This is a genomic window from Dyadobacter sediminis (assembly GCF_005860765.1).
Classification (GTDB): domain Bacteria; phylum Bacteroidota; class Bacteroidia; order Cytophagales; family Spirosomataceae; genus Dyadobacter; species Dyadobacter sediminis.
This window is the reverse complement of sequence record NZ_VCEI01000021.1, coordinates 433,206-455,185: the sequence shown is the minus strand read 5'-3', so window position 1 is coordinate 455,185 and position 21,980 is coordinate 433,206. Positions and strand designations below refer to the sequence as shown.

At 43.5% G+C, this 21,980-nt stretch carries 24 protein-coding genes; 14 read left to right on the top strand and 10 right to left on the bottom strand.

The window, feature by feature from the left end; all coding sequences use genetic code 11:
* Positions 1–220 precede the first annotated feature (220 nt).
* From folB to FEM55_RS09190, 3 genes are all read right to left on the bottom strand, one after another.
* Entirely contained in the window at positions 221–571 is a 351-nt protein-coding gene (folB, locus tag FEM55_RS09200; RefSeq protein WP_138281039.1) for a dihydroneopterin aldolase, read from the bottom strand.
* Between the two features lie 6 nt (positions 572–577).
* Complete coding sequence (locus tag FEM55_RS09195) at positions 578–1,582, bottom strand: DivIVA domain-containing protein (protein ID WP_138281038.1); 1,005 nt, start codon at positions 1,580–1,582, stop codon at positions 578–580.
* 107 nt (positions 1,583–1,689) lie between these two features.
* Positions 1,690–2,589, bottom strand: a complete 900-nt coding sequence (locus FEM55_RS09190) for a WD40 repeat domain-containing protein (protein WP_138281037.1) — start codon at positions 2,587–2,589, stop codon at positions 1,690–1,692.
* A gap of 97 nt (positions 2,590–2,686) precedes the next feature.
* On the opposite strand from FEM55_RS09190, the gene FEM55_RS09185 reads away from it, so the two are divergent.
* Positions 2,687–3,322 carry a 4'-phosphopantetheinyl transferase family protein gene (locus tag FEM55_RS09185; RefSeq protein ID WP_138281036.1) on the top strand — a complete coding sequence of 212 codons (636 nt, stop codon included), beginning with the start codon at positions 2,687–2,689 and terminating at the stop codon, positions 3,320–3,322.
* On the opposite strand, the gene FEM55_RS09180 is transcribed toward FEM55_RS09185, so the two are convergent.
* A complete protein-coding gene (locus FEM55_RS09180; protein ID WP_138281035.1) occupies positions 3,319–4,167 on the bottom strand; it encodes a transglutaminase-like domain-containing protein in 849 nt (282 codons plus the stop codon). The genes FEM55_RS09185 and FEM55_RS09180 overlap by 4 nt on opposite strands.
* A 212-nt stretch (positions 4,168–4,379) precedes the next feature.
* Between FEM55_RS09180 and galE the strand changes: the two genes are divergently transcribed.
* From galE to FEM55_RS09145, 7 genes are read left to right on the top strand one after another with little or no spacing between them, the layout of a single operon-like run.
* Positions 4,380–5,399, top strand: a complete 1,020-nt coding sequence (gene galE / locus FEM55_RS09175; RefSeq protein ID WP_138281034.1) for a UDP-glucose 4-epimerase GalE — start codon at positions 4,380–4,382, stop codon at positions 5,397–5,399.
* Positions 5,396–6,451, top strand: a complete 1,056-nt coding sequence (gene rfbB / locus FEM55_RS09170; RefSeq protein WP_138281033.1) for a dTDP-glucose 4,6-dehydratase — start codon at positions 5,396–5,398, stop codon at positions 6,449–6,451. The genes galE and rfbB overlap by 4 nt, the downstream gene beginning before the upstream one ends.
* 27 nt (positions 6,452–6,478) lie before the next feature.
* A complete protein-coding gene (gene rfbA / locus FEM55_RS09165) occupies positions 6,479–7,345 on the top strand; it encodes a glucose-1-phosphate thymidylyltransferase RfbA (RefSeq protein ID WP_138281032.1) in 867 nt (288 codons plus the stop codon).
* A 42-nt stretch (positions 7,346–7,387) separates the two neighbouring features.
* On the top strand, positions 7,388–8,032 hold the full coding sequence (locus FEM55_RS09160; RefSeq protein WP_138281031.1) for an O-methyltransferase: 645 nt from the start codon (positions 7,388–7,390) through the stop codon (positions 8,030–8,032).
* Between the two features lie 32 nt (positions 8,033–8,064).
* Positions 8,065–10,557, top strand: a complete 2,493-nt coding sequence (locus FEM55_RS09155; RefSeq protein WP_138281030.1) for a LysM peptidoglycan-binding domain-containing protein — start codon at positions 8,065–8,067, stop codon at positions 10,555–10,557.
* A 12-nt stretch (positions 10,558–10,569) separates the two neighbouring features.
* Positions 10,570–11,163 carry a DUF3109 family protein gene (locus tag FEM55_RS09150; protein WP_138281029.1) on the top strand — a complete coding sequence of 198 codons (594 nt, stop codon included), beginning with the start codon at positions 10,570–10,572 and terminating at the stop codon, positions 11,161–11,163.
* Positions 11,123–11,485, top strand: coding sequence for an MGMT family protein (locus tag FEM55_RS09145; protein ID WP_138281028.1), 363 nt, complete (start codon positions 11,123–11,125; stop codon positions 11,483–11,485). The genes FEM55_RS09150 and FEM55_RS09145 overlap by 41 nt, the downstream gene beginning before the upstream one ends.
* 49 nt (positions 11,486–11,534) lie before the next feature.
* On the opposite strand, the gene FEM55_RS09140 is transcribed toward FEM55_RS09145, so the two are convergent.
* From FEM55_RS09140 to FEM55_RS09130, 3 genes are all read right to left on the bottom strand, one after another.
* A complete protein-coding gene (locus FEM55_RS09140; RefSeq protein ID WP_138281027.1) occupies positions 11,535–11,933 on the bottom strand; it encodes a hypothetical protein in 399 nt (132 codons plus the stop codon).
* A 239-nt stretch (positions 11,934–12,172) separates the two neighbouring features.
* On the bottom strand, positions 12,173–12,745 hold the full coding sequence (locus FEM55_RS09135; protein ID WP_138281026.1) for a hypothetical protein: 573 nt from the start codon (positions 12,743–12,745) through the stop codon (positions 12,173–12,175).
* A gap of 185 nt (positions 12,746–12,930) precedes the next feature.
* Positions 12,931–14,406, bottom strand: a complete 1,476-nt coding sequence (locus FEM55_RS09130; RefSeq protein ID WP_138281025.1) for a sodium:solute symporter — start codon at positions 14,404–14,406, stop codon at positions 12,931–12,933.
* A gap of 106 nt (positions 14,407–14,512) precedes the next feature.
* Here FEM55_RS09130 and FEM55_RS09125 point away from each other — a divergent pair, with 106 nt between their 5' ends.
* The 3 genes from FEM55_RS09125 to FEM55_RS09115 all read left to right on the top strand — a co-directional run bounded on the left by FEM55_RS09125 (position 14,513) and on the right by FEM55_RS09115 (position 16,231).
* Entirely contained in the window at positions 14,513–14,788 is a 276-nt protein-coding gene (locus FEM55_RS09125) for an ATP-dependent Clp protease adaptor ClpS (protein WP_138281024.1), read from the top strand.
* Between the two features lie 89 nt (positions 14,789–14,877).
* The gene (gene recR / locus FEM55_RS09120) at positions 14,878–15,492 is read left to right on the top strand and encodes a recombination mediator RecR (RefSeq protein ID WP_138281023.1); all 615 of its coding nucleotides are present in this window, start codon (positions 14,878–14,880) and stop codon (positions 15,490–15,492) included.
* Positions 15,493–15,520: 28 nt separating this feature from the next.
* Positions 15,521–16,231: a superoxide dismutase gene (locus FEM55_RS09115; protein ID WP_138281022.1), complete on the top strand. Its 711-nt coding sequence runs from the start codon at positions 15,521–15,523 to the stop codon at positions 16,229–16,231.
* Between the two features lie 144 nt (positions 16,232–16,375).
* On the opposite strand, the gene FEM55_RS09110 is transcribed toward FEM55_RS09115, so the two are convergent.
* Positions 16,376–17,719 (bottom strand): tetratricopeptide repeat protein, encoded by a 1,344-nt coding sequence (locus FEM55_RS09110; protein ID WP_229209174.1) that lies wholly within the window; start codon positions 17,717–17,719, stop codon positions 16,376–16,378.
* A 190-nt stretch (positions 17,720–17,909) separates the two neighbouring features.
* Between FEM55_RS09110 and FEM55_RS09105 the strand changes: the two genes are divergently transcribed.
* Complete coding sequence (locus FEM55_RS09105) at positions 17,910–18,458, top strand: TlpA family protein disulfide reductase (protein ID WP_229209173.1); 549 nt, start codon at positions 17,910–17,912, stop codon at positions 18,456–18,458.
* Positions 18,459–18,523: 65 nt separating this feature from the next.
* On the opposite strand, the gene azu is transcribed toward FEM55_RS09105, so the two are convergent.
* Complete coding sequence (gene azu, locus FEM55_RS09100) at positions 18,524–19,021, bottom strand: azurin (protein ID WP_138281021.1); 498 nt, start codon at positions 19,019–19,021, stop codon at positions 18,524–18,526.
* 104 nt (positions 19,022–19,125) lie between these two features.
* On the bottom strand, positions 19,126–19,728 hold the full coding sequence (locus FEM55_RS09095) for a DUF6962 family protein (RefSeq protein WP_138281020.1): 603 nt from the start codon (positions 19,726–19,728) through the stop codon (positions 19,126–19,128).
* 103 nt (positions 19,729–19,831) lie between these two features.
* Here FEM55_RS09095 and sucD point away from each other — a divergent pair, with 103 nt between their 5' ends.
* Positions 19,832–20,710 (top strand): succinate--CoA ligase subunit alpha, encoded by an 879-nt coding sequence (gene sucD / locus FEM55_RS09090; protein ID WP_138281019.1) that lies wholly within the window; start codon positions 19,832–19,834, stop codon positions 20,708–20,710.
* Between the two features lie 60 nt (positions 20,711–20,770).
* Positions 20,771–21,952 (top strand): DUF4271 domain-containing protein, encoded by a 1,182-nt coding sequence (locus FEM55_RS09085; RefSeq protein ID WP_138281018.1) that lies wholly within the window; start codon positions 20,771–20,773, stop codon positions 21,950–21,952.
* Positions 21,953–21,980 lie beyond the last annotated feature (28 nt).

Here is a 21,980-nt window from a genome sequence, read left to right as displayed (position 1 = left end):
TGGGGTTGTCATTTTTAGTCATGGGGTTGTCATTTTTAGTCATGAATGGTCATTTATTGTTAGTGTTTACAATTCATGACCATTCATAACGATATGTGACAATCCATGACAACACTTGACAATCCATGACAACAAATGACCATTAATAACAACATCTGACCATCCATGACAACCCTTTACAAAAATGACAAAACTTCTCTGCACGTAACAAAATCCTGCCCTAGCCTTCCATCGTAATGACTGCGCGCGTACATACGCCTCCAACCGGCGGGTTAAATTTGGAAACTCTTACGGTAATATTGGAAATCAGCGGGTAATGCTCACGGATTCTTTCTATTACGGTAAACCCAATGTGTTCCAGTAATTTGGCAGGTTCCTGCATGACTTTGGACGCAATCTGGTAAATGGTTTCGTAATTTACCGTTTCGCTAAGTTTGTCATACTGTGCCGCTCTTATGAAATCGGTTGTAATGATAATATCCAGCGCGTATTTGTTGCCGATTCTCTGCTCTTCAGGATAATAACCGTGATATGCAAAAAATTCCAGTCCTTCCAGGCTTATTGTTCCCAATGTAAATCAGATTTGATCAAAAAATGAACCGCCTGTTTTCTTCGGCTGATTGCTTTCCGGCGTTCTGGGCCTGTTAATACCCGGTGAGGTGTCTCTTGCCCTTTCCGCCGCACGATGCATTTCAGCCAGTGCTTCGCTGGCTTCATCTGCTGCGCTCCTTTTAGGTTCTTCCTGCACGCGGTATTGTATTTCGGCTAATTCCGGTTCGGCTATGGCAACCGGTTCCGGCTCTGGCTCCGGCTGTGAAGCGGTAATTTCCGGTTCTGCTTCTTCCTGCGGCGCCGTTTCCATTTCGGCAGTCACATTTTCCAGATCGCTGACATCAAAAATAATATCCGGTCTTTCGTCCTGCAAAATGATGTTTACATCCTCAGCTTCCTCCACTTCCTCTCCGGTTTCTTCCGCTTCCGGCAATGCAACCGGTTTTTTCGGAATTTCTATTTCATTGATATGAAGCCTGATTTCTTCCATTTTATTTAAAATAGATTCCTTATCAAATTTCTGCTCAAATCGTTCAACCGTTTCAACTGTTGAATTGGCCAGAGATGAAAGCTGCACGATCAGATTGTCCCGGAAATTTTCAATGGCTTTGAAATCCCGTTCCTGCAGTCTGATTTCAGTAGCGAATTCTTCTTTAAGCTGTCTGAGGCGGTCTTCGGTTTCGGAAATAATCCGGCTTGTACGGTTTTCCGCTTCGGCAACAAGGTCATCCGCAACCGAACGGGATTCTTCAATCCGTTTTTCGGCCATTTCATTTGCTTCCTTTTCGATCAGCCTGCTCGTGTCCTCAGCAGCTTTTAAAGTGCGGAAAAGCGTGGATTCAATGTCCTTTAATTTACTAAGTTCCTTTTCGGCATAATCAAGCTGCATTTTCAGCAAATTGTTTTCGCTTGCAAAACGCTCCCATTCCTGAGACAGCGAGTTAAGAAAAGCGTCTACTTCATCCGGATCGTAACCTCTGAAAATCTTTTCAAAAGTGTGCTTGCGTATGTCTATAGCGGAAATTTTCATAATGCACTTTATGCTTTGGTACTTGGTTAAAAACGGCCTTGTAAGTTAAAGATATATGAAGCATTTATCAAAGTATTTGCCAATAATACCATATTATAAGTATTGCATCAGGCGATCTTCCATACTGAAATCATGCGGTCGTCGCTGCACGAAACAAGCTGATTTTCAAAGGTTGTCCAGAGCAGTTTGTTAACCGACGTTCCGTGCCCGGCGTGTCTTGCACGGTCAATGATCTTCTTAAGTTTAAAAGTAGCTGTTTCCCAAACTTTTACCGATTTGTCCATACTGCATGTTGCAAAATACTGGCCGTCAGGGCTGAATACAATATCATTGATCGCGTACAGATGCGCCGGAATGTCGGCGATCATTTCATAACCGGCGGCAACATTCCAGATTTTGAGATGCGCGTCGCGGCCCGTGGTAAAAAGATATTGGCCGTCCGGTGAATAGGTAACGGAAAAAACGGAATTCGAATGTGACCGGATCGTTTTCTTTAATTTAAAACCGTCCAGATCGAAAATATGAACATTGCATTCGCTGTCGCCGGAAGCAAACTCGTTCGTAGCCGGATTAACTGAAATGGAACGGATGCTTTTGCCGGAAATCTTTATATGCTTCTGAACGGCAAAGCTGGAAACATCCATGACAATCATAACACCGTCGCCCATGGCGAGCAACGCTTTGTTGTCAGAAATATGAATATCGAAAATGGCTGCGGACGTGATTTTGGAAGTTTTTTCAATCTTGTTATTAACCGTATCCAGTACCTGTATGCCTTCGTAATTTTGTCCGATCCAGAGTGAATGGCTTTTTTTGTCGAGTGCCAGCGCGTAAACAGAACTTCCTGCACGTGCAACCAGATTTCCGAGATCCGGCTTGTTCAGATCCCAGTGAATCACAAAACCGTCACCGCCAGCCGAATAAAAACCATGATCCGTATAATCAGAAATAATTGTGTAAACACTGTCTCTGTGACCGGAAAAAGTATCTACTTTGTGAATATTCATTCTATTTATTTTGCGATAGAAATTCAGTTTTTCAAATCCGCGCAAATGTATGCCGGCCGGTTAAGGAACTGAAATAAAAATTGTAAACAGAATTATCATGCCGCTCGTTCATTCCGAAAAGATAGATAAAACCAGTACATTACTACTTTGGGAACTTACCGAAACCGAAGCCGAACTCAGGAAAATGCTTGGAAATGCATACAATTCAGAAGATCTGCTGAAAATAACGCATCTCCAAAAACAGCGGGAATGGCTCGCAAGCCGTTTGCTGATCCAGCAACTAGCAGAACAGTTTGGCATTACTTACAACGGAACACACAAAGACGAGCATGGAAAAGCATATCTGGTCAACAACAATTCACATATATCCATTACGCATACATTTGAATACGTGGCCGTTGTCATAAACCCGGAATCCGCTGTCGGAATTGATATGGAAAAAACGGATGCGAAGCTGCAGAGAACTTCCAGAAAGTATCTTTCCGGACCGGAATTTGAACATGCAGGAAACGAACTTGCTATACTTTGTACTTACTGGTGCGCAAAGGAAGCACTTTACAAGCTTTACGGAAAAAAGAAAATCAGCTTTAAAAATTCCATTTACATCCAGCCTTTCGACGCGGAAATGCCGGTGCTTACAGGAATCCTTACCGATGAAGACCGCGTCATAACTTCCAGCATTTACCTGCGCTGGTTCAACGGTCATTGTCTGGCCATTGCACTGTCGCGCTAGTTTTCGCCCATATCGTCCAGCGTAGACTTCAGTATTTTTTCAATCTCCCTGATTTTATCCTGTTCGCTGGTTTTTTCGTAGGATAAAATAAGGTTACGCAGCACGCGCTGTACAATTTCCAGATTGGTGCATGGCTGGTAAAAAATATCCTTCGGCTTGATGTTCAGCTGTGCGATATAATGGTCAATATCGGTTTTCGAAAAGATGATCCCGCGGTTGAACACATTGATGTAAAACTGCGTTTTTTCACTTTTATACGTAAGCACAAAAAGATTCGGCAGATTGACGCCATAAACCGGCATGCCGAGCTTTCTGGCAATAAGCAGATAAATAACGCAAAGTGTAATGGGGTTGCCTCTTTTACTTTCCAGCACCACATTGATCATGGAATTGGACGGGGAATGAAAATTCTTGGTATTGGCAGCAAAATTCATTACGCCGAAAAAAATGCTGTTGATCCGCTTGATCTGATCCACAGGGTTCATTACTTCCTGGAACTGGATCCAAATATCGTAATATAGCTGTTCAACGGTCGTCTTCAGCTTTTCCATCGAAAGGTCCGGATAATGATACGTTGCAATGATCCACAAACCTTCCAGCAGATCCAGGCCGCCGCCATTTTTCCATGCCTGCAGCCGGTCAATCATGATGCTCAGCTGAAGCTCGTGAATCAGTTCCTCGATTTTACGCTGAACGATCGGATTAAAGCTCTCGCCCCATTCTGTCTCCAGAAACGGAATAACATTACCGCCCAAAGACAGGATTTTTCCTTCAACATGCTGGCTTACTTCATGATCTTCATCATCAAGCAAGGATATCAATGCTTTAATTTCGTTCTGGTTCATTTTCCTCAAATCTTCGTTTAACAACCAATGGATAAATAAAAACAATTTTTTTATATAGACATTTAATTTTCTACTTTCGGCCGAAAAAAAATGCATTTCTAAAATAAGGGCATTGTTTGTAAATGTGCCAAAAATTCCGTTTCATTGTACGTTTTGTCCAGTTTTCAGTTAAAATCTATTCTACAACAAATTTTAAATCAAGATCAGACCGTATGAAAATTCTCGTTACCGGAGGAGCTGGATTTATAGGTTCACACACCGTTGTTGCCTTACATGAAGCAGGATTCGAGCCAGTCATTATCGACAATCTTTACAACAGCAATCTGAATGTTCTTGACGGAATCAGGCAGATTACGGGTAAGGATTTTCCGTTTTATGAAATTGACTGCAATGATCCGGAAAAAGTAAGAGCATTGTTTGAAAAGGAAAAGTTCGACGGCGTTATTCATTTTGCCGCGTACAAGGCAGTGGGCGAATCGGTACAGAAACCGCTGAACTATTACGAAAACAATCTGATTTCCCTGATGGTGCTTTTGCGTGCCATGAAAGAATTCGACGTACATAATTTTGTATTTTCTTCTTCCTGCACCGTTTACGGCCAGCCCGAGAAATTGCCGGTAACAGAAAGTACACCCCGCCAGCCGGCTACATCGCCATACGGAAATACCAAAGCCATTGCGGAGGATATTATCAGAGACCACGTTTATTCGGCTCCGGGCCTGAAAGCGCTTTCATTGCGCTACTTCAATCCGATCGGGGCGCATGAGTCGGCACTCATCGGCGAGCTTCCGAATGGCGTTCCGAGCAATCTGGTTCCTTTTATTACGCAAACTGCCGCCGGACTTCGTCCGTCCCTGACCGTATTCGGCAGCGATTACGACACACCGGACGGTACTTGCATCCGCGATTTTATCCATGTTGTGGATCTGGCCAATGCACACGTAAAAGCACTTGACCTGCTGAAAGAGAAGACGGAAGCCGATCATTATGATGTTTTCAATGTAGGAACAGGCGAAGGTTACACCGTTCTGCAGCTCATCAATACATTTGAAGAAGTAAACGGCGTAAAACTGAACTATACCGTCGGGCCGCGGCGTGAAGGCGATGTGGAGAAAATATACGCACAGGCTGATAAAGTAAATCATGTAATGAAATGGCATGCTGAAAAAACAATGGCGGACGCCCTTCGTGATGCATGGAACTGGCAACTAAAAATAACTCCTCAAAAATGAAGAAAATTTTGATAACAGGCGGTGCCGGTTTTATCGGTTCACACGTCGTTCGCCGTTTTGTCAACTTCCATCCTGAATATCATATTTACAATCTGGATGCACTTACCTACGCCGGCAATCTTGAAAATTTGCGGGATATAGAAAATGCTTCCAACTATACGTTCGTAAAAGGCGATATTGTTGATGCGGAATTTATAGACAAACTCATCGGCGAGAATGATTTTTACGGCATTGTTCACCTGGCGGCAGAAAGCCATGTGGACCGATCCATTTCCGATCCGATGTCTTTTGTGATGACCAACGTAGTCGGAACGGTCAATTTGCTGAACGCTGCCCGAAAAGCCTGGAAAGACGATCTGCAGGAGCACCGTTTTTATCATGTTTCCACCGATGAAGTTTACGGCGAACTGCACGATCCCGGAACATTTTTTACCGAAACGACAAAATACGATCCGCGCTCGCCTTATTCGGCTTCCAAAGCATCATCCGACCATTTTGTAAGAGCTTATCAAAATACCTACAAATTACCCGTTGTCATTTCCAACTGCTCCAATAATTACGGCCCGAACCATTTCCCTGAAAAACTCATCCCGCTGATGATTCACAACATCATTCAGCAAAAACCGCTTCCGGTTTACGGAAAAGGGGAAAATATCCGGGACTGGCTTTTTGTGGAAGACCATGCCATTGCCATTGATGTTATTTTTCACAATGGCGCAAACGGGGAAACATACAACATCGGCGGCCATAACGAATGGAAAAACCTGGATCTTGTATTGTTGCTTTGCAGCATTATGGACCGCAAGCTGGGCCGAGAACAGGGTGAAAATGCAAAACTGATCACTTACGTTACAGACCGTGCAGGGCATGACCTTCGCTATGCAATCGATGCAACGAAATTGTCCGAAGAACTGGGCTGGAAGCCGTCCTTGCAATTTGAAGAAGGACTGGAAAGAACGGTCGACTGGTATCTGAATAATCAGGAATGGCTGAATAACGTCACTTCCGGAAATTATCAGAAATATTATCACGAGATGTATCAGGACCGATAATTCCATTTTAAAACTCCAACTCAATTTATGAAAGGAATTATTCTTGCCGGTGGTTCCGGAACAAGGCTGCATCCACTGACACTGGCAGTAAGCAAACAGCTTATGCCCGTTTATGACAAGCCAATGATCTATTACCCGCTTTCCATTCTTATGCTGGCGGGAATACGTGAAATCCTAATTATTTCCACGCCGCACGATTTGCCGCATTTTGAAAAACTGCTTGGAGACGGAAGTCGTCTGGGCTGTACTTTCAGCTATGCCGTTCAGCCAAGTCCGGACGGGCTTGCCCAGGCATTTATTATCGGCGAGGAATTTATTGGTAAGGACAAAGTTGCGCTGATTCTGGGTGATAATATTTTCTATGGCTCAGGATTGTCAGGACTGCTGCAATCCAACAATGATCCGGACGGCGGCGTCATTTTTGCCTATCAGGTTCATGATCCTGAAAGATACGGCGTTGTGGAATTTGACAAGCAGAACAATGTTATTTCAATTGAAGAAAAACCGGAAAAGCCAAAATCCAATTATGCTGTTCCGGGCTTGTATTTTTATGACAATGACGTAGTTGAAATTGCCAAAACCATCCCGCCTTCTCACCGCGGTGAGCTTGAAATTACGGATGTAAACCGGGTGTACCTGGAACGCGGCAAACTGAAAGTCGGCGTGCTGAACCGCGGAACGGCATGGCTGGATACGGGCACATTTCAGTCGCTGATGCAGGCCGGCCAGTTTGTACAAGTTATCGAAGAAAGACAAGGTTTGAAAGTAGGCTGTATAGAGGAAATTGCGTACAGAATGAACTTTATCACAGCAGCACAATTGCGGGAAATTGCAAAACCGCTAGTAAAAAGCGGATATGGTACCTATCTTGAGCGCATCGTAGCCAATGTCTGACATTTTCCGGCTGCGCTGCATTTAGTTTAGATTACAATTACAATGATGTTTCTGGCCGAGGAAATTGAAGCATATTCCGTCTTGCATACGGAAGAAGAAAGTGAGTTGCTGAAGTCTTTGAATCGTGAGACTCATGCCAACGTTCTTAGTCCCAGAATGTTGTCCGGACATCTTCAGGGAAGATTATTATCCATGATTTCAAGAATGATCCGTCCGGAACGGATTCTTGAAATCGGTACCTACACCGGTTACTCGGCCTTGTGTCTGTGTGAAGGGCTTGCCCCGCAGGGAAAACTGATCACGCTGGACATCAATGAAGAGCTGGAAAATTTCACCCGCCGTTTCTTTGATAAATCTTCTTTTGTCAATCATATTGATTACCGGATTGGCAATGCTATTGATATCATTCCTACCTTAGACGACTCTTTTGATCTCGTTTTTATTGATGCAGACAAAATTAATTACAAGGCTTATTACGACCTTTGTCTTGAAAAGGTACGGAGAGGTGGTTTTTTGATTGCTGACAACGTATTGTGGAGCGGAAAAATTATTATACAGGAAAATACGAAAATAGATAAAGACACGCAGGCGTTATTAGATTTCAACCGGGCAGTTCACGAGGACAAGCGTGTTTCCAACATTTTGTTGCCGGTCCGCGACGGTCTGATGATTCTTCAGAAATTATAATTAACCTATTCCCCAGCCAAGCTTAACATTATATGGCCAGAACGATTATTGAAAACTTCAAAAAAATCACATTTGCATGTCTTTTGCTGCTTGCTGTCTTCAGCAATGCCAATGCTCAGAATTATCCTGACATTCCGTCAAGCGTTTCATTCGGAGGAATTACAGTAAAATTTGACAGAAGTGCACAGGGAATTATTGAAGAGGATATCAGAAACCTGATGTCCAACAAAAAGTTCTGGGAAGAAAAAATGGACCGGGCCATTCTTCACTTTCCTATTGTCGAAGGCATATTGATGGATGAAGAAGTCCCGATTGATTTCAAATATCTGGCTGTACAGGAAAGTTCGTTCCGGCCTGATGTCATTTCCACATCCAATGCGGTTGGTTACTGGCAGTTCAAGCCGGAAACGGCGCGCGAGCTGAATCTGCGTGTTGACAATGATGTGGATGAAAGAAAAAATATCAGTTCTTCGACACATGCAGCGGCTTGGTATCTGAAAAGAAACAATCAGCAATTCAATAACTGGGTTACAACACTTTATTCCTATTATCAGGGCGCAGGCGGTGTAAAAAAAGTGATTCCTGCAAGCTGGGCCTATGCGCGGGAAGTTACCCTGTCCGGCAAGACAGACCGGTATGTGCTTCGTTTTTTTGCGCATAAAATAGCGTTGGAAGCAGGCATTGAAAGATACAAATCCAGCAATCCGCTTATTCTGATAGAAGCAGTTTACGGAAAGGGGCAATCGCTGGACCAGATTGCGTCTACGCTGGGAATTTCTGCCGTGGAACTTAAAAATTACAATCGCTGGCTGAATGAAGATAAAATTCCCGGCGACAAGGAATACATGGTTACGATTCCTGTACCCGCTACTCAGATGGCAGCAGTGCGTGAGAAACTTTCTTTGCCGCCGCAGCAGACTGCCGTAGCTTCTGTTTATGAAGATTCCGGCTATCCGGTTCTGAAAAAATCCGCTTCCCGCTCGTCGGATCCGAATGCGCCCGAAAGGTATGAAATCAACGGACTACCGGGTATAAAAGCACGTCCCGGCGACAAGCCGAAAACCCTTGCACAGGCAGGCGACATCCGAATGCCCAAGTTCATGCGCTATAACGATATGGTTGCTGAAATGCCCCTGATCCCTGGCAAAGTATATTATCTGGCAAGAAAGAATAAAAAAGCATCCACACCGTTCCATACGGCACGTCCGGGTGATACATGGCACAGCGTTTCGCAGCAATATGGCGTAAGGTTGGTAAATCTTTTGAAATACAACCGTACAACCAGCCGCAATTATCCGATTGAAACCGGACAGGTTTTGTATCTGACCAAAAAGAGACCGAAGAAGCAGCCGGTTGAAATCATAGCTCCGCCACAACCATCAGCTGTTACAAAAGATTCCGCTATTGCAGCGAGCGTTAAACCGACGACGTCTACATCCATTGCATCTTCCGGGACTATTCCCGACAATCCTTCCGGCAGAAAGAAATATACACCGGTACTGGTTGAAAAAAATGAAAGCGGCGTACCGGTCAAAAGCAGTGAACCTGCTGCTGCATCTACTGCCAAACCGGCAACAGCATCCACGGCTGCCAAACCGATAGTAAGTAATCCGGGTGAAAATGACAGGGTTGTAATCATTACACAGGATAATGCTGATGCTTCCTTTAAATCGGCAGACGAGGAAAAGCCGGAAGCCAAGTCAACAACTCCGACCAAGGTAATTACGCCGAATGATACACGAACAACCACTACTTCTGTTTACCTGAGACAAAGGGCAGCAGCCGAAGCCCGCGAAAAAGCGGCGAGAGAGGCTCAGACAAAGGATATTGCAGGAACCAAAGAAGTTACTGAAACAAAAGTTGCCTCAGAAGAGAAACCAGCCTATCATACAGTTCAGGCCGGCGAAACCTATTTTAGTATTGCCAAAAAGTACGATCTTTCCATGAAAGAGCTTATGGAAATGAATGGCGGTTCAGGTCAGAGAAGTCTGGCCAGAGGTCAGAAACTGCTTGTCGGTAAAAACGGAAATGTAACTACGGCTTCTGCACGCAATGAAATTGCCGATAAAGAAAATACATCTGAAAAAGTGGTTGTCAACCGTCCGGAAACTTCTGCTGCGTTCAAGACACCGGAAGAAGTAAAAGAAGACAACAGGTCGGCTGCAGGCAGCGGAAGTGAATTCCATACAGTACAGGTTGGCCAGACCTATTACAGTATTTCCAAAACATATGGCCTTACAATCAAGGAATTGCTTGCATTGAATGATCTGGAAGATTATGACCGTCTGAAAACCGGACAACGTCTGCGTGTCAGAAAAGACGGCAGCAGTGAAGTCAGAAAAACACAATCGTCTTATCAGAACACAACGTCTGCAGGAACCCAGATCCATACCGTTGCAGCAGGTGAATCGCTGTTCCGCATTGCCCAGACTTACCGGACCAGTGTGGAAGACATAAAAAAATTAAACAATATGTCCGGAAACAGTGTTATGGTAGGACAAAAACTAAAGATACCTCAGCAATAGGTATAACTATTTATGATACTGATTGAAAATACCTGCATAAGTGATGATGTAGAAGACCAGTTTTTTGTCTGTAACCTGGACAAATGCAAAGGTGCGTGCTGTGTGGAAGGAGATTCGGGTGCACCGCTGGATGAAGTGGAACTTGCTATTCTGGATCAGATTTATCCGCATGTTGAACCTTACCTTTCCGAAGCCGGCAAAGAAGTAATTGCAAAAGAAGGCACTTACACCACGGATTGGGAAGGAGATTATGTAACGCCCGTAATCAACGGAAGAGAATGTGCGTATGCCATTTATGACAAAAGAGGCATTCTTAAATGCGGCATTGAAGAAGCATACAATGACGGAAAAATAGATTATAAAAAGCCGATTTCCTGTCACCTTTATCCGATCCGGGTAACCAAATACGAGCAATATCATGCGCTGAATTATGACCGGTGGGAAATCTGCAGTCCGGCATGCGGGCTTGGAAAAGAGTTAGGCGTTCCGGTATACAAGTTTTTGAAAGAGCCGCTGATCAGGGCGTACGGAACGGATTGGTACGATCAATTAACCCAGGAAATTCATGAACGCCAGGAAGCAAGAGGCAAAGAGCAGCAAAGTTGAAAATCCTTTTTTCAGTGACGTTTATGACGTAGTACGTCAGGTTCCGAAAGGACGCGCAACGTCGTACGTCGCCATTGCAGCTTATCTTGGTAATAAAAGAGGCGCACGAATGGTGGGTTGGGCAATGAGCAGAACTTATGGAAGACCGGACGTTCCTGCACACCGCGTCGTTAACAAGGAAGGCGAATTAACAGCAAGAGACCTTTTTGAAACGCCAACTACAATGCAGGAAAGGCTTGAAAGTGAAGGTCTGGAAATCATGAATAACAAGATCCAGAACTGGGAAGAGCGATTCTGGGACCCGGAAAAGGAATTACATTAACGAAAAAGATCTTTATCAGCTGATAAAGATCTTTTTCGTTTTACAAACCTTAATTCAGTGAAATGTACTTGTCGTTTTTACTCTGGATCTCGATCGTTTTAACTACTTTTTGCTTGTTGTAAAACAACTCGAAAGTATACTTCCCGTCATTCATGTCATTGAGGTCAAAAACACGGCGGTATCTGGAATCATCCTCATTGTACACTTCGGTGTAATACAAACGGCCCGTTTTGTCTTTCAGCGTAATTTTAAGTTTGTCACCTGTACTTTTATCAACGGAAAGCTTCACTTTATTAGAATCGGAAAGTTTATACAGGGAAGCCTGAATGGTTGCCCGGCTGGCCGTTTCTTTTTCTTCACTGTTTTTCTTTTTGTCCGTTGTAAATGAAGCAAGAGACAAAGTAAGCGCGGCTGCGCAAAAAAGGTTTGAAATAATGGAAGTTTTCATGGCTAATTTGATTGGAATGTTCATACCGTACAACTGCACGGCTGAACTATAAATAAAAAGAGATGTGCCAGAATCCAGTTCCATACAAACCAGCCTGGCACATTCAAATTACAATCATTTGATATACAATAACTTAATTATTAATTTCTGCTATTTCGGAATTCGCAACCGGTATCCGATGCTGTTCAGAAGCGAACGTTTGTATTTAAAACCGAACGGTTTGATACATGACATACAACTCAGATTTTACCTCTGCTTTCATTGGCGATCTTTTTGATCATGGGCAGCTTGCTGGCGGGAATCAGGTGCTTGTAGTCCCAAAATGCAGATACGCATACAATTTTCCATTCACCGTTTATTTTTTCCATTACCCGGACCTCTTTGCTGTGATGAAAATTCTTTTCCATTTTATCACTATTAAACTGGTCCCAGGTCAAATAGGCTACATTATCATCAAAAAACTTGAACTTCATGTTCTTTCTTTCGACGATCGGGTGGCTGGATACGGGTTCGGGATTGTCTGAAATGTACTTTCCGATTTGCTTGTTGATATCTTCCCAGCCTACGTTGGAATCGAAGGTACCGTCATTGTTGCTCCATGCCTGAAACGCATAATCGGTTTGTGCGTAATTGGATTTCCACGCATTGTAATCTCTGGCGAAGAATGATTTTGTTTCGTTTTCAATTACTGCAGTAATGGCTTTCTTTTCTTTTTCCAGATCGGCTTCGCGGACAGCTCCCTCTTCCTTGGCCTTGTCTTTACAGGACGTGCAAAGAAGTATTCCCAATAAAATGACTGACAATGTTTTCATTTTGTAAAAGTTTAGTTTGTTAAATAATTAACTCAACTTAATCTTTTAATGAACATCCATCATTGGGCGTGAAATCACGTCTTATTTATCAGAAAGTTAAGATTTTTCTGTATAAATACAAGAAATATTACTTGGACGGAGTAACCGTTTCGGGCAAAAATATAATTTAAAATACAGGCATAAACCTATTTTACGGGCGAGTGCGGAACATATCTCTTGGAGCTTGGATCGTGCAGGATCCACAAACCGATAAAAGTAATCAATCCGTTGATGATCAGACGTTCGAAACCGAATTTGTAACCGTTAAACCATTCGGCGGAATGATCGTTGATAACGTAAGTAAGAATTGGTGCAATCACGCAAACCAATGGGACCCAGCGATCTTTTACGGGTCTTTTCAGAAATGCGCCGAAAGAAAACAAGCCAAGCAACGGGCCGTAAGTATAGCCCGCCAGATCGAACACAGCCGTGATTACTTCCTTGCTGTTCAATCGGTTAAAAATCAGTATAACAAGGTAGAAAACAACGGAGAATCCTACATGAACCCAGAATTTGATCGTTGAACGCTTTTCTTCCGGCCTTTTTTCAATCTGCATAAAATCAATGCAGAAAGCAGTTGTCAGTGCCGTAAGTGCCGAATCGGAACTGGCGTAAGTTGCTGCCGTGATTCCAAGCAGAAAGGTAATGCCCACGACAAGCCCCAAATGATTCAGCGCCAGCATCGGATAGAAATCATCCGTTTTAGCAGTAACCGGAATACCTTGCGCTTCGGCATATACGTAAAGCAATGCGCCCAACGATAAGAACAGAAAATTCACAATCACCAGAACGACTGTAAACCAGAACATATTCTTCTGCGCTTCACCGATGTTTTTACATGTCAGGTTTTTCTGCATCAGGTCCTGATCAAGACCGGTCATCACGATTGCAATAAAAACACCTGCGAAAAACTGCTTGAAAAAGTTCTTCGGATCGTTGAGATCCCAGTAAAATATCTTTGAATAGCCGCTGGTCTGGACTGCGTCCCATATTCCGCCGAAACCATCCAGATGAAGTTCATTGGAAACAAGAACAATCGTCAGAATGACAGCGGTGATCAGAAAAAATGTCTGAAGCGTGTCTGTCACAATAATGGTCTTTACACCGCCTTTAAAAGTATAAATCCAAATCAGGAATATCGTAATGGCCACGGCAACTTCAAAAGGAATGCCCAGCGGCCTGAACAAAGCCAGCTGAAGAACCTGCGCAGCCACATAAAGCCGCACCGCCGAGCCAATTGTACGTGACAGAAGGAAAAAGGCAGAGCCGGTTTTGTATGACCAGAACCCAAAACGCTGTTCGAGATACGAATAAATGGAAATCAGATTAAGCCGGTAATAAAGCGGCATCAGCACCGTCCCAATCACCAGATAACCCAGAATATACCCGATCACAACCTGAAAATAGGAAAACTGGATATTGGCAACTGCTCCGGGAACGGACACAAACGTGACGCCCGACAAAGAAGTACCAATCATCCCGAATGCCACCAGGTACCATGGAGACTGCCTGTTCGCTGTAAAAAAAGTATTGGTATCAGCACCTTTTGATGTGTATATAGAAACAGTAATCAGCATCCCGAAGTAAACAACAAGGATGATCAGCGATACGTATGGATTCATTAAAGCGGGTATTTATGTACAGTACAGGCGGATTAAAAGACACTTAAAACTAGCGAAAATCGCCGTTTTTAATTAGATTTGCTAATCAAACAGAAATTTGGTTGTTATGCAAGCGCTTACAGAAACAGAAGTAGAAATTCTGGATAAAACAGTTGATACTGAAATAAAAAGGCTCGTAATATACAATGACGACGTAAATACTTTTGACTGGGTTATAGATACTTTGATAGAAGTTTGCGGTCATACCAATGAACAGGCCGAGCAGTGCACCCTCATTATCCATCACAAAGGCAAATGTTCCGTAAAAGAAGGCGCATTTGAAGAACTGACAGGAATGCGTAACGAAATCTGCCGGAGAGGCATTTCGGCAGAAATCCATTAGCTTTTCATACCCGGCAATCACTGGTTTTATCAGATATAAAAGGCAGTGATTCAGAACTTACACTTATATCAACACTCTGAACTTTTCACATGAATTATCCCTCACGTCTTATTGAGGATGCCGTAAGTGAAATTTCCCGTCTTCCGGGAATAGGAAAAAAAACAGCTCTGCGCCTGGCGCTGCATTTGCTGAAAAGAGAAGAAGAACAAACCATAGCTCTTTCGGAAGCGTTGCTGAATATGCGTATAAAAACGACGTATTGCGCCAAGTGTCACAACATTGCGGACGACGCACTTTGCAATATCTGCAGTAATCCAAAGCGCGATCATTCGATTATCTGCGTTGTTGTTGACACCAGAGACGTCCTGGCCATTGAATCCACCAATCAGTATAAAGGGCTTTACCATGTTCTGGGCGGGATCATTTCTCCGCTGGAAGGCATCGGGCCCAGTGATCTGCATATTGATTCCCTGATCAGCCGTATTGAACATCCGGAGGAAAATGAGCCTGTGAAGGAAGTTATTCTGGCATTAAGTCCTACCATGGAAGGCGATACGACGGCATTCTATCTACAGAAAAAACTAAAACCGGCCGGGATCAAAATGAGTACCATTGCCCGGGGCATTCCTATCGGGGGCGATCTCGAATATGCGGACGAAATCACGCTCGGACGTAGCATCGTAAGCCGGGTGGCTTACGATTGATTACCAACAATTAACTAATTGCATGATTATGAACAGAACAGATTTTTTGCGTACACTGGCTGGCAGTACTTTTGCAGCCGGAGCACTGGCAAATCAGGTTTTCGCAGATTCAACTGCATCCATACAGGCAGAAACGGCTCCGTTCAAACAAGCTCCGCTACCTTATGATTTTGGAGCACTGGAACCAAGTATTGATAAAATGACCATGGAAATCCACTACGGAAAACATCATGCAACTTATGTCAAGAACTTGAACGATGCCGTAAAAGGAACCGAATTCGAGAAAAAATCACTGGACGAAATTCTAAAGACAGTCAGCAAGGCGCCGGCTGCCATCCGCAATAACGGCGGCGGTCACTGGAACCATACTTTTTTCTGGGAAGTAATGGGGCCTAAGAAAAGCGCTGCACCTTCCGGTGCGGTTGCGGATGCCATCAACGGACAATTTGGCTCAATGGACAAGTTCAAGGAAGAGTTTGCAAAAGCGGCAACAACGCGTTTCGGCTCGGGTTGGGCATGGCTTGTTGCCAAAGACGGAAAACTGGCAATCGGTTCAACGCCTAATCAGGATAACCCGTTAATGGACGTTTCGGATATCAAAGGAACACCTTTACTGGGCCTTGACGTTTGGGAACATGCCTATTACCTGCATTATCAGAACAAAAGACCGGATTATATCAAAGCGTTCTGGGAAGTAGTAAACTGGGACAAAGTGGCTGAGAATATGAAGAAGGCTTAAGAGAAGGGAAAAAGGAGGAAAGGGAGAAGGGATAAAAGGACAAAGGGAAATGGATGAAGGATTATTGACGATCCCTTTGTCCATTTCCCTTTTCTCCTTCAATCCTTCCTCCCTACTCCCATCTTCCCTCCTCCTTTCTCCCTTTCAGTTACAATAACTCCCGATTACTTTGTAAGCTTGCTGATAACCGAGTTCGCCGGCTTTGCTGAGATCCAGGCAGCCATCGTTGATTTCTCCAAGACTGTTTTTCAGTATTCCGCGCAGGTAATAAGCTTCCGGAAAATCAGAACGTAATTTAATAGAACTTGTAAAGTCCAGTACGGCACCCATTTGGTCTCCGCTTGCGGAACGGATCATAGCGCGTGAAAAGTAAGCGGAAGAATACGTCGGGTTGAGTTCCACTGCCTTGGTCAGATCCTCGATTGCACCTTTTGCATCTCCTACTTTGGATTTATTAACACCCCGTACAAAGTACGCTTCCGAGCGTTCATTCGTCAGGTTTTCCATTTTAATATTTTCCTGAACCTGCTCACGCAATGCATCCAGTGCTTCAGGGGTCAGTTTACCGGTGTAAGTGTTTTTTTTCGGATCGCCTGCAAATGCATTTTTCAGTTCAATCGCTTTGGTCAGATCCATAATGGCGCCACGATGGTCATTTAACTTGCCTTTGGAAAAACCTCTTCCGTAGTAAGCCTGATAATTGTCCGGGTTCAACTGAATTGTTTTATCAAAATCAATAATGGCGCCCTGAAAATCAGCAATCCTGTTTTTGGCAAGTCCGCGGTTGTTATAATATTCACTATCGTTCGGACTCAGTTCAATGGCGCGGGTAAAGTCGGCAATGGCACCCTGATTATCCCCGAGTTCAAGTTTCGCAAGTCCGCGTCCGGCATAAGCGCCGATACGCTTTGGACTTAATTCAATTACTCTGGTAAAATCGGCCAGACTGCCTGCATATTCCTGCAGATCCTGCTTGCAGTTTCCTCTTGCATACAATGCGGCAAGTTCGTCCGGATTCAGTGAAAGCGCATGATCCAGATCGATGAGGGCATTTCTGTGTTTCTTAAGCTTGGCATAACTGACGCCGCGATTGTAGTATGCTTTCGGATCTTCCGGATTCAGGTCAATGGCTTTGGAATAATCATCGACAGCGGAGCGATAATCATCCTGCAGACTTTTGCTCACGCCGCGGCTCTGGTAATAAAGCGCCATTTTAGGATTCAGTTCAATGGCTCGGTCGTAATCCTGAACGGCTCCGCGATGGTCTTTCAGATTTGCCTTGGCAAGCCCCCGGTTAAAATAACTCGGCGCATGGTCCGGATTCATGGAAATAACCGTTGAATATGCCTGCATGGCGCCGTTAAAATCGCCGGTTCCGGCTTTTGTATTTCCTTCTTCAAAATACTCGGCTGCCGAACGCTGGGCAAACAATGAAAAGGGCAAGAGAAATGCACTGAGAGAAATAATGCCGAAAAATAGAACTTTCATGTATGTAAACCTTTTCCTCAAATCACGGATGTTCATATTAATTCTATAAAAGTATTCAAATTCCTATTCAGCATCAAAAAAACAAAAGAGCTATTTTTTGAAAGGATTTTATAAATCTGTTTAGCCGGAATATGGTTACTTTTACCGGATAATAGAATGATTTACCGATTTTCAACATTCGTTACACTGCATGATGACTTCTGCCTCGAAAAAAATGGTTATTGCCTTATCCGTAATCCTTGCCTTCGGGGCAATTTATTATGTCTTTTTAAAACCGGTCGACAAAGCAGCTGATCCCGCCGCTTCTGATGCACAGCAAGCCGAAGAACTTTCATCAGTCTATCTTTCCGGATTGAAAACGCTGGAAGGCGAAACAGTGGAAATGGATGAGAACAAGCTGATTTTTCTGAATGTATGGGCAACGTGGTGCGGGCCGTGCAACATGGAAATGCCGGGCATACAGAAGTTGTATGACAAATACAAAACGCATGAAAAAGTGGCCTTTTATATTATTTCAGATGAAAATGCAGAAACGGTTAATCCGTTTATCGAAAGGAAAGGTTACAAACTTCCGTTTTACCAGTATGCCGGCGCTTATCCGCCTTCACTGAACGGCAATGCAATTCCGCGAACGTACATTATTCACAAGGGAAAAATTCTTGCGCAGGAAATAGGCGCTTCGCAGTGGGACCGGCCGGAAATCACAGACCTTATCGACAGGCACCTTGCTGATATTTAATCTATTCTGCATAAAAAAATGCGCTGATCGTTCACCAGCGCATTTTTTTATGTAGTATTTTCAGACTATTCCACAATGAAGCTGCCTTTCATCAAAGCATAATGTCCGGGAAAGCTGCAGATGAAAGTGTAAGTTCCTTTTTTAGGAGCAGTAAACTCAACCGTATCGCTTTCGCCGCCGCCAACAAGTTTGGTATGTGCAACGATGCTTGCTTCTTCAGACTTCGGAATGTATTCCGTTTCTCTTGCAGCCGCAGCTTTTGAACCAAATGCAGCTACATCAACGCCGGGCTTAAGAAGCACCCAGTTATGTCCCATGGCTGTTTTGGCGAGTTTACCGGCATGCACCAAAGTAAGTTTTACTTTTTGTCCTGCTTTCACTTTGATCTCTTTCAGGTCGAACTGCATTGCATCCGTTCCTTTTATAACGATGGCTTTTGTTTGCTTCACATCGCTCACTTCTGTTTTAGCTGAAGGAATTTTAGCATCCACAGGGTTAATTGCAGCTGCTCCGAAAGCCAATACCGAGGCAAGAAGCATTACGCCATACTTGGTCCTTTTCATATTCTGAGTATTAATAAACTTGTTTGTTTTAAATTAACTGGTGCAAGTTAATACACGGCATTTTAAAAAAACAATCCATTAACAAATGTTTGAAAACTTATATTTCAGAATAGAATTTTATATTGGTCTCTTACCGCTCTTCCAACACAGATTACGGATAAAACCATCATATAATGATTGATATCCACCGGGTCCATCGGAATCGGCAATTTTCCGGATTTGGTGGAAAGTGCAAGCAGCATCATTGAAAAAACCACCCACAAAGCACTTTTCTGGCGGCTCGCCAGCCCGACGCACGAAATCAGCAAAGTCACCAGAATACAGAAAGATTTGATGATCAGACCGACATATTCCACCCGGAACCAGGTAATGCAGTAAAAAAGCAGCAAGCCAAGACCGATTGTGGAGCCAAACAGAAAATTTCCAGCTTTATATCTCATGATCAGGCACCAGGACGCCGATACAAGACAAAATGCACCCAAAGTCATTTCGCCGGCAATAATAAAGTCGTGTGCCGTTTCAAAACGCTCGAAGCCTGCATAAACCAGAAGATCCGTCATTGCGCCAAGCGCAATGCAAAGCAGGAATATGCCCCATAGCCACTTGCTGGTTGCCGGCTGGCTCTTGAAATACCTAGAGAAAATAAATAAACTGGTAAAACTTAAAACTAGGTTGGAAAATATATGGGGATTGCTGAGTATCTGCATAAATAGGCGTAATAATATCAAAAAAGCAATTTACAAATTCTGGCTACATTTTGCTACTTCGTCCTTTTCGTTCTACTTTTACCAAAAAAACTGATTTACCAACATGAGCGTTTTAGTTAATAAAAATTCTAAGATTATAGTTCAGGGATTTACCGGTTCTGAGGGTTCTTTTCACGCCCAGCAAATGATCGAATACGGTACCAATGTCGTAGGCGGCGTCACTCCGGGCAAAGGCGGGCTTTCTCATTTGGAAAGACCTGTGTTTAACACTGTTGACCTTGCTGTACGTGCAACCGGTGCAGATGTATCCATCATATTTGTTCCGCCGGCATTTGCTGCTGATGCTATTATGGAATCCGCTGATGCTGGAATAGGCGTTATTGTTTGTATCACTGAAGGTATTCCGACCAAGGACATGATGCAGGCAAAAGAATATATCAAGAACAAGAACTGCCGCCTGATCGGCCCGAACTGTCCGGGTGTAATTACTGCTGAAGAATGTAAAGTAGGTATCATGCCTGGTTTTATTTTCAAAAAAGGAACGGTTGGGCTTGTTTCAAAATCGGGAACATTGACTTACGAAGCGGTGGATCAGTTAACGCGTGCCGGACTGGGACAAACTACGGCAATCGGAATCGGTGGTGACCCGATTATTGGTACAACGACCAAGGAAGCCGTTGAATTGCTGATGAACGATCCTGAAACCGAAGCGATTGTTATGATTGGCGAAATCGGTGGAAGCATGGAAGCAGAAGCAGCCAGTTACATCAAATCAACAGGAAATAAAAAACCGGTTGTAGGCTTTATTGCCGGCCAGACTGCACCAAAAGGGCGCAGAATGGGCCATGCCGGAGCAATTATCGGCGGAGCGGATGATACTGCAGAAGCGAAAATCAGGATTATGAAAGAGTCCGGAATATTTGTGGCGGAATCGCCTGCACTGATCGGCGAAACCATGCTGGTCGCTCTTGGAAAGAAATAATATCCTGCTTACATATAACTTTATTAGAGGGCTGGGGAAACCCGGTCTTTTTTTATACCGATGAAGTCCATTTTCTCCTTATCTTTTTGGGCTTTCCTGGCGATATTTTCCCTTTGCGGAACAAATGTCCGAAGTGCAGCGAAAGAAATGCCGCCTTCACAGTACTTTCCTATCTATAATTTCCAGAATGACTGGCTGGTTTATAACAGCCACTATAAAAACTATGTCCCTTTCTCACAGGAAATAGACGAAGGCACCCGCTTTGTAAGCTTGTATATCGATCTTGTCAAAAACAGGAAATATGCACTGCTGCTTAAAACAGAAAGTGAAAGTTACCTTTTTCTGGAAGGTGCACTGCAGAACAAAATAACGGCAAATCAATGGCAAAAAATCAGCATTGACAGCCTTTACAAAATATACAAAAAAGACGAACTATTACTTACTGTTTACGGATCGCCCGGCATTACGGACAAAAGCCTGCTGCTTTGTAACGAAAAAAGAACCAGTGAAGCCGGTGTTATCGAAAATACACGTTCCAGTTTTATCAATATCAAACCGATCTCATTTACGCCGTTTGGTAATTTTGCTGCCATTTCGCTGCTGATCATCCTGATTCTGAATGCGTGGATCTTTAATCTCAATCCACTGTCTTTTTTGCGCCTGATCAATCCGTTTGAATTTTTCAATAACGATCCGAGAGACCAGCTTTCCAAGGTAAACAAGGCTTACAGCAATACGATCATCTTTTTTGTAGTCATCATAGCAATGCTGATGAGTTTCGTTATGATTTACTTTTCGGCAAGCAGCCTCAATATATTTTCGCTCAGCATGATTCTGTCAGAAAAATCAAATACGGTTCAGATCATGCGTGATTTTTTCATCCTGTCTGTCCTGTTTTTTGTGCTGATCTATTTCAAATATATTTGCATGGTTTTAGCCGGAAATATGCTAAACCTTGACAAACAGGTAGATATAATTTTTGTCAAGCTAATACAATCGTCCTATTTGTTTTATGTACTCATTTTTTTGCTCGTTCTGATGATGAGCACCAACCACATTAATCTGACTGCCGAAACAAGACCGTACGCATTGCTTCCGTTTGTTTTTTTCTATTTGGCCCGGTTTATCGCCCTGTATGTTGTTACCAAGCCGCCGGGCTCGTTGATTAATCTGTATTTATTTTCGTACCTTTGCGTGATAGAAATAATCCCGCTTATTGTCAGTGCCAAGTTTGCTTTATAAGCCGGTGACCATAGAGCGGGAATTAAAC

Coding starts and splice junctions, on each gene's coding strand:
- FEM55_RS09195 (WP_138281038.1), bottom strand. CDS start 1,582: ATGAAAATTTCCGCTATAGACATACGCAAGCACACTTTTGAAAAGATT.
- FEM55_RS09190 (WP_138281037.1), bottom strand. CDS start 2,589: ATGAATATTCACAAAGTAGATACTTTTTCCGGTCACAGAGACAGTGTT.
- FEM55_RS09185 (WP_138281036.1), top strand. CDS start 2,687: ATGCCGCTCGTTCATTCCGAAAAGATAGATAAAACCAGTACATTACTA.
- FEM55_RS09180 (WP_138281035.1), bottom strand. CDS start 4,167: ATGAACCAGAACGAAATTAAAGCATTGATATCCTTGCTTGATGATGAA.
- galE (WP_138281034.1), top strand. CDS start 4,380: ATGAAAATTCTCGTTACCGGAGGAGCTGGATTTATAGGTTCACACACC.
- rfbB (WP_138281033.1), top strand. CDS start 5,396: ATGAAGAAAATTTTGATAACAGGCGGTGCCGGTTTTATCGGTTCACAC.
- rfbA (WP_138281032.1), top strand. CDS start 6,479: ATGAAAGGAATTATTCTTGCCGGTGGTTCCGGAACAAGGCTGCATCCA.
- FEM55_RS09160 (WP_138281031.1), top strand. CDS start 7,388: ATGATGTTTCTGGCCGAGGAAATTGAAGCATATTCCGTCTTGCATACG.
- FEM55_RS09155 (WP_138281030.1), top strand. CDS start 8,065: ATGGCCAGAACGATTATTGAAAACTTCAAAAAAATCACATTTGCATGT.
- FEM55_RS09150 (WP_138281029.1), top strand. CDS start 10,570: ATGATACTGATTGAAAATACCTGCATAAGTGATGATGTAGAAGACCAG.
- FEM55_RS09145 (WP_138281028.1), top strand. CDS start 11,123: ATGAACGCCAGGAAGCAAGAGGCAAAGAGCAGCAAAGTTGAAAATCCT.
- FEM55_RS09140 (WP_138281027.1), bottom strand. CDS start 11,933: ATGAAAACTTCCATTATTTCAAACCTTTTTTGCGCAGCCGCGCTTACT.
- FEM55_RS09135 (WP_138281026.1), bottom strand. CDS start 12,745: ATGAAAACATTGTCAGTCATTTTATTGGGAATACTTCTTTGCACGTCC.
- FEM55_RS09130 (WP_138281025.1), bottom strand. CDS start 14,406: ATGAATCCATACGTATCGCTGATCATCCTTGTTGTTTACTTCGGGATG.
- FEM55_RS09125 (WP_138281024.1), top strand. CDS start 14,513: ATGCAAGCGCTTACAGAAACAGAAGTAGAAATTCTGGATAAAACAGTT.
- recR (WP_138281023.1), top strand. CDS start 14,878: ATGAATTATCCCTCACGTCTTATTGAGGATGCCGTAAGTGAAATTTCC.
- FEM55_RS09115 (WP_138281022.1), top strand. CDS start 15,521: ATGAACAGAACAGATTTTTTGCGTACACTGGCTGGCAGTACTTTTGCA.
- FEM55_RS09110 (WP_229209174.1), bottom strand. CDS start 17,719: ATGAAAGTTCTATTTTTCGGCATTATTTCTCTCAGTGCATTTCTCTTG.
- FEM55_RS09105 (WP_229209173.1), top strand. CDS start 17,910: ATGATGACTTCTGCCTCGAAAAAAATGGTTATTGCCTTATCCGTAATC.
- azu (WP_138281021.1), bottom strand. CDS start 19,021: ATGAAAAGGACCAAGTATGGCGTAATGCTTCTTGCCTCGGTATTGGCT.
- FEM55_RS09095 (WP_138281020.1), bottom strand. CDS start 19,728: ATGCAGATACTCAGCAATCCCCATATATTTTCCAACCTAGTTTTAAGT.
- sucD (WP_138281019.1), top strand. CDS start 19,832: ATGAGCGTTTTAGTTAATAAAAATTCTAAGATTATAGTTCAGGGATTT.
- FEM55_RS09085 (WP_138281018.1), top strand. CDS start 20,771: ATGAAGTCCATTTTCTCCTTATCTTTTTGGGCTTTCCTGGCGATATTT.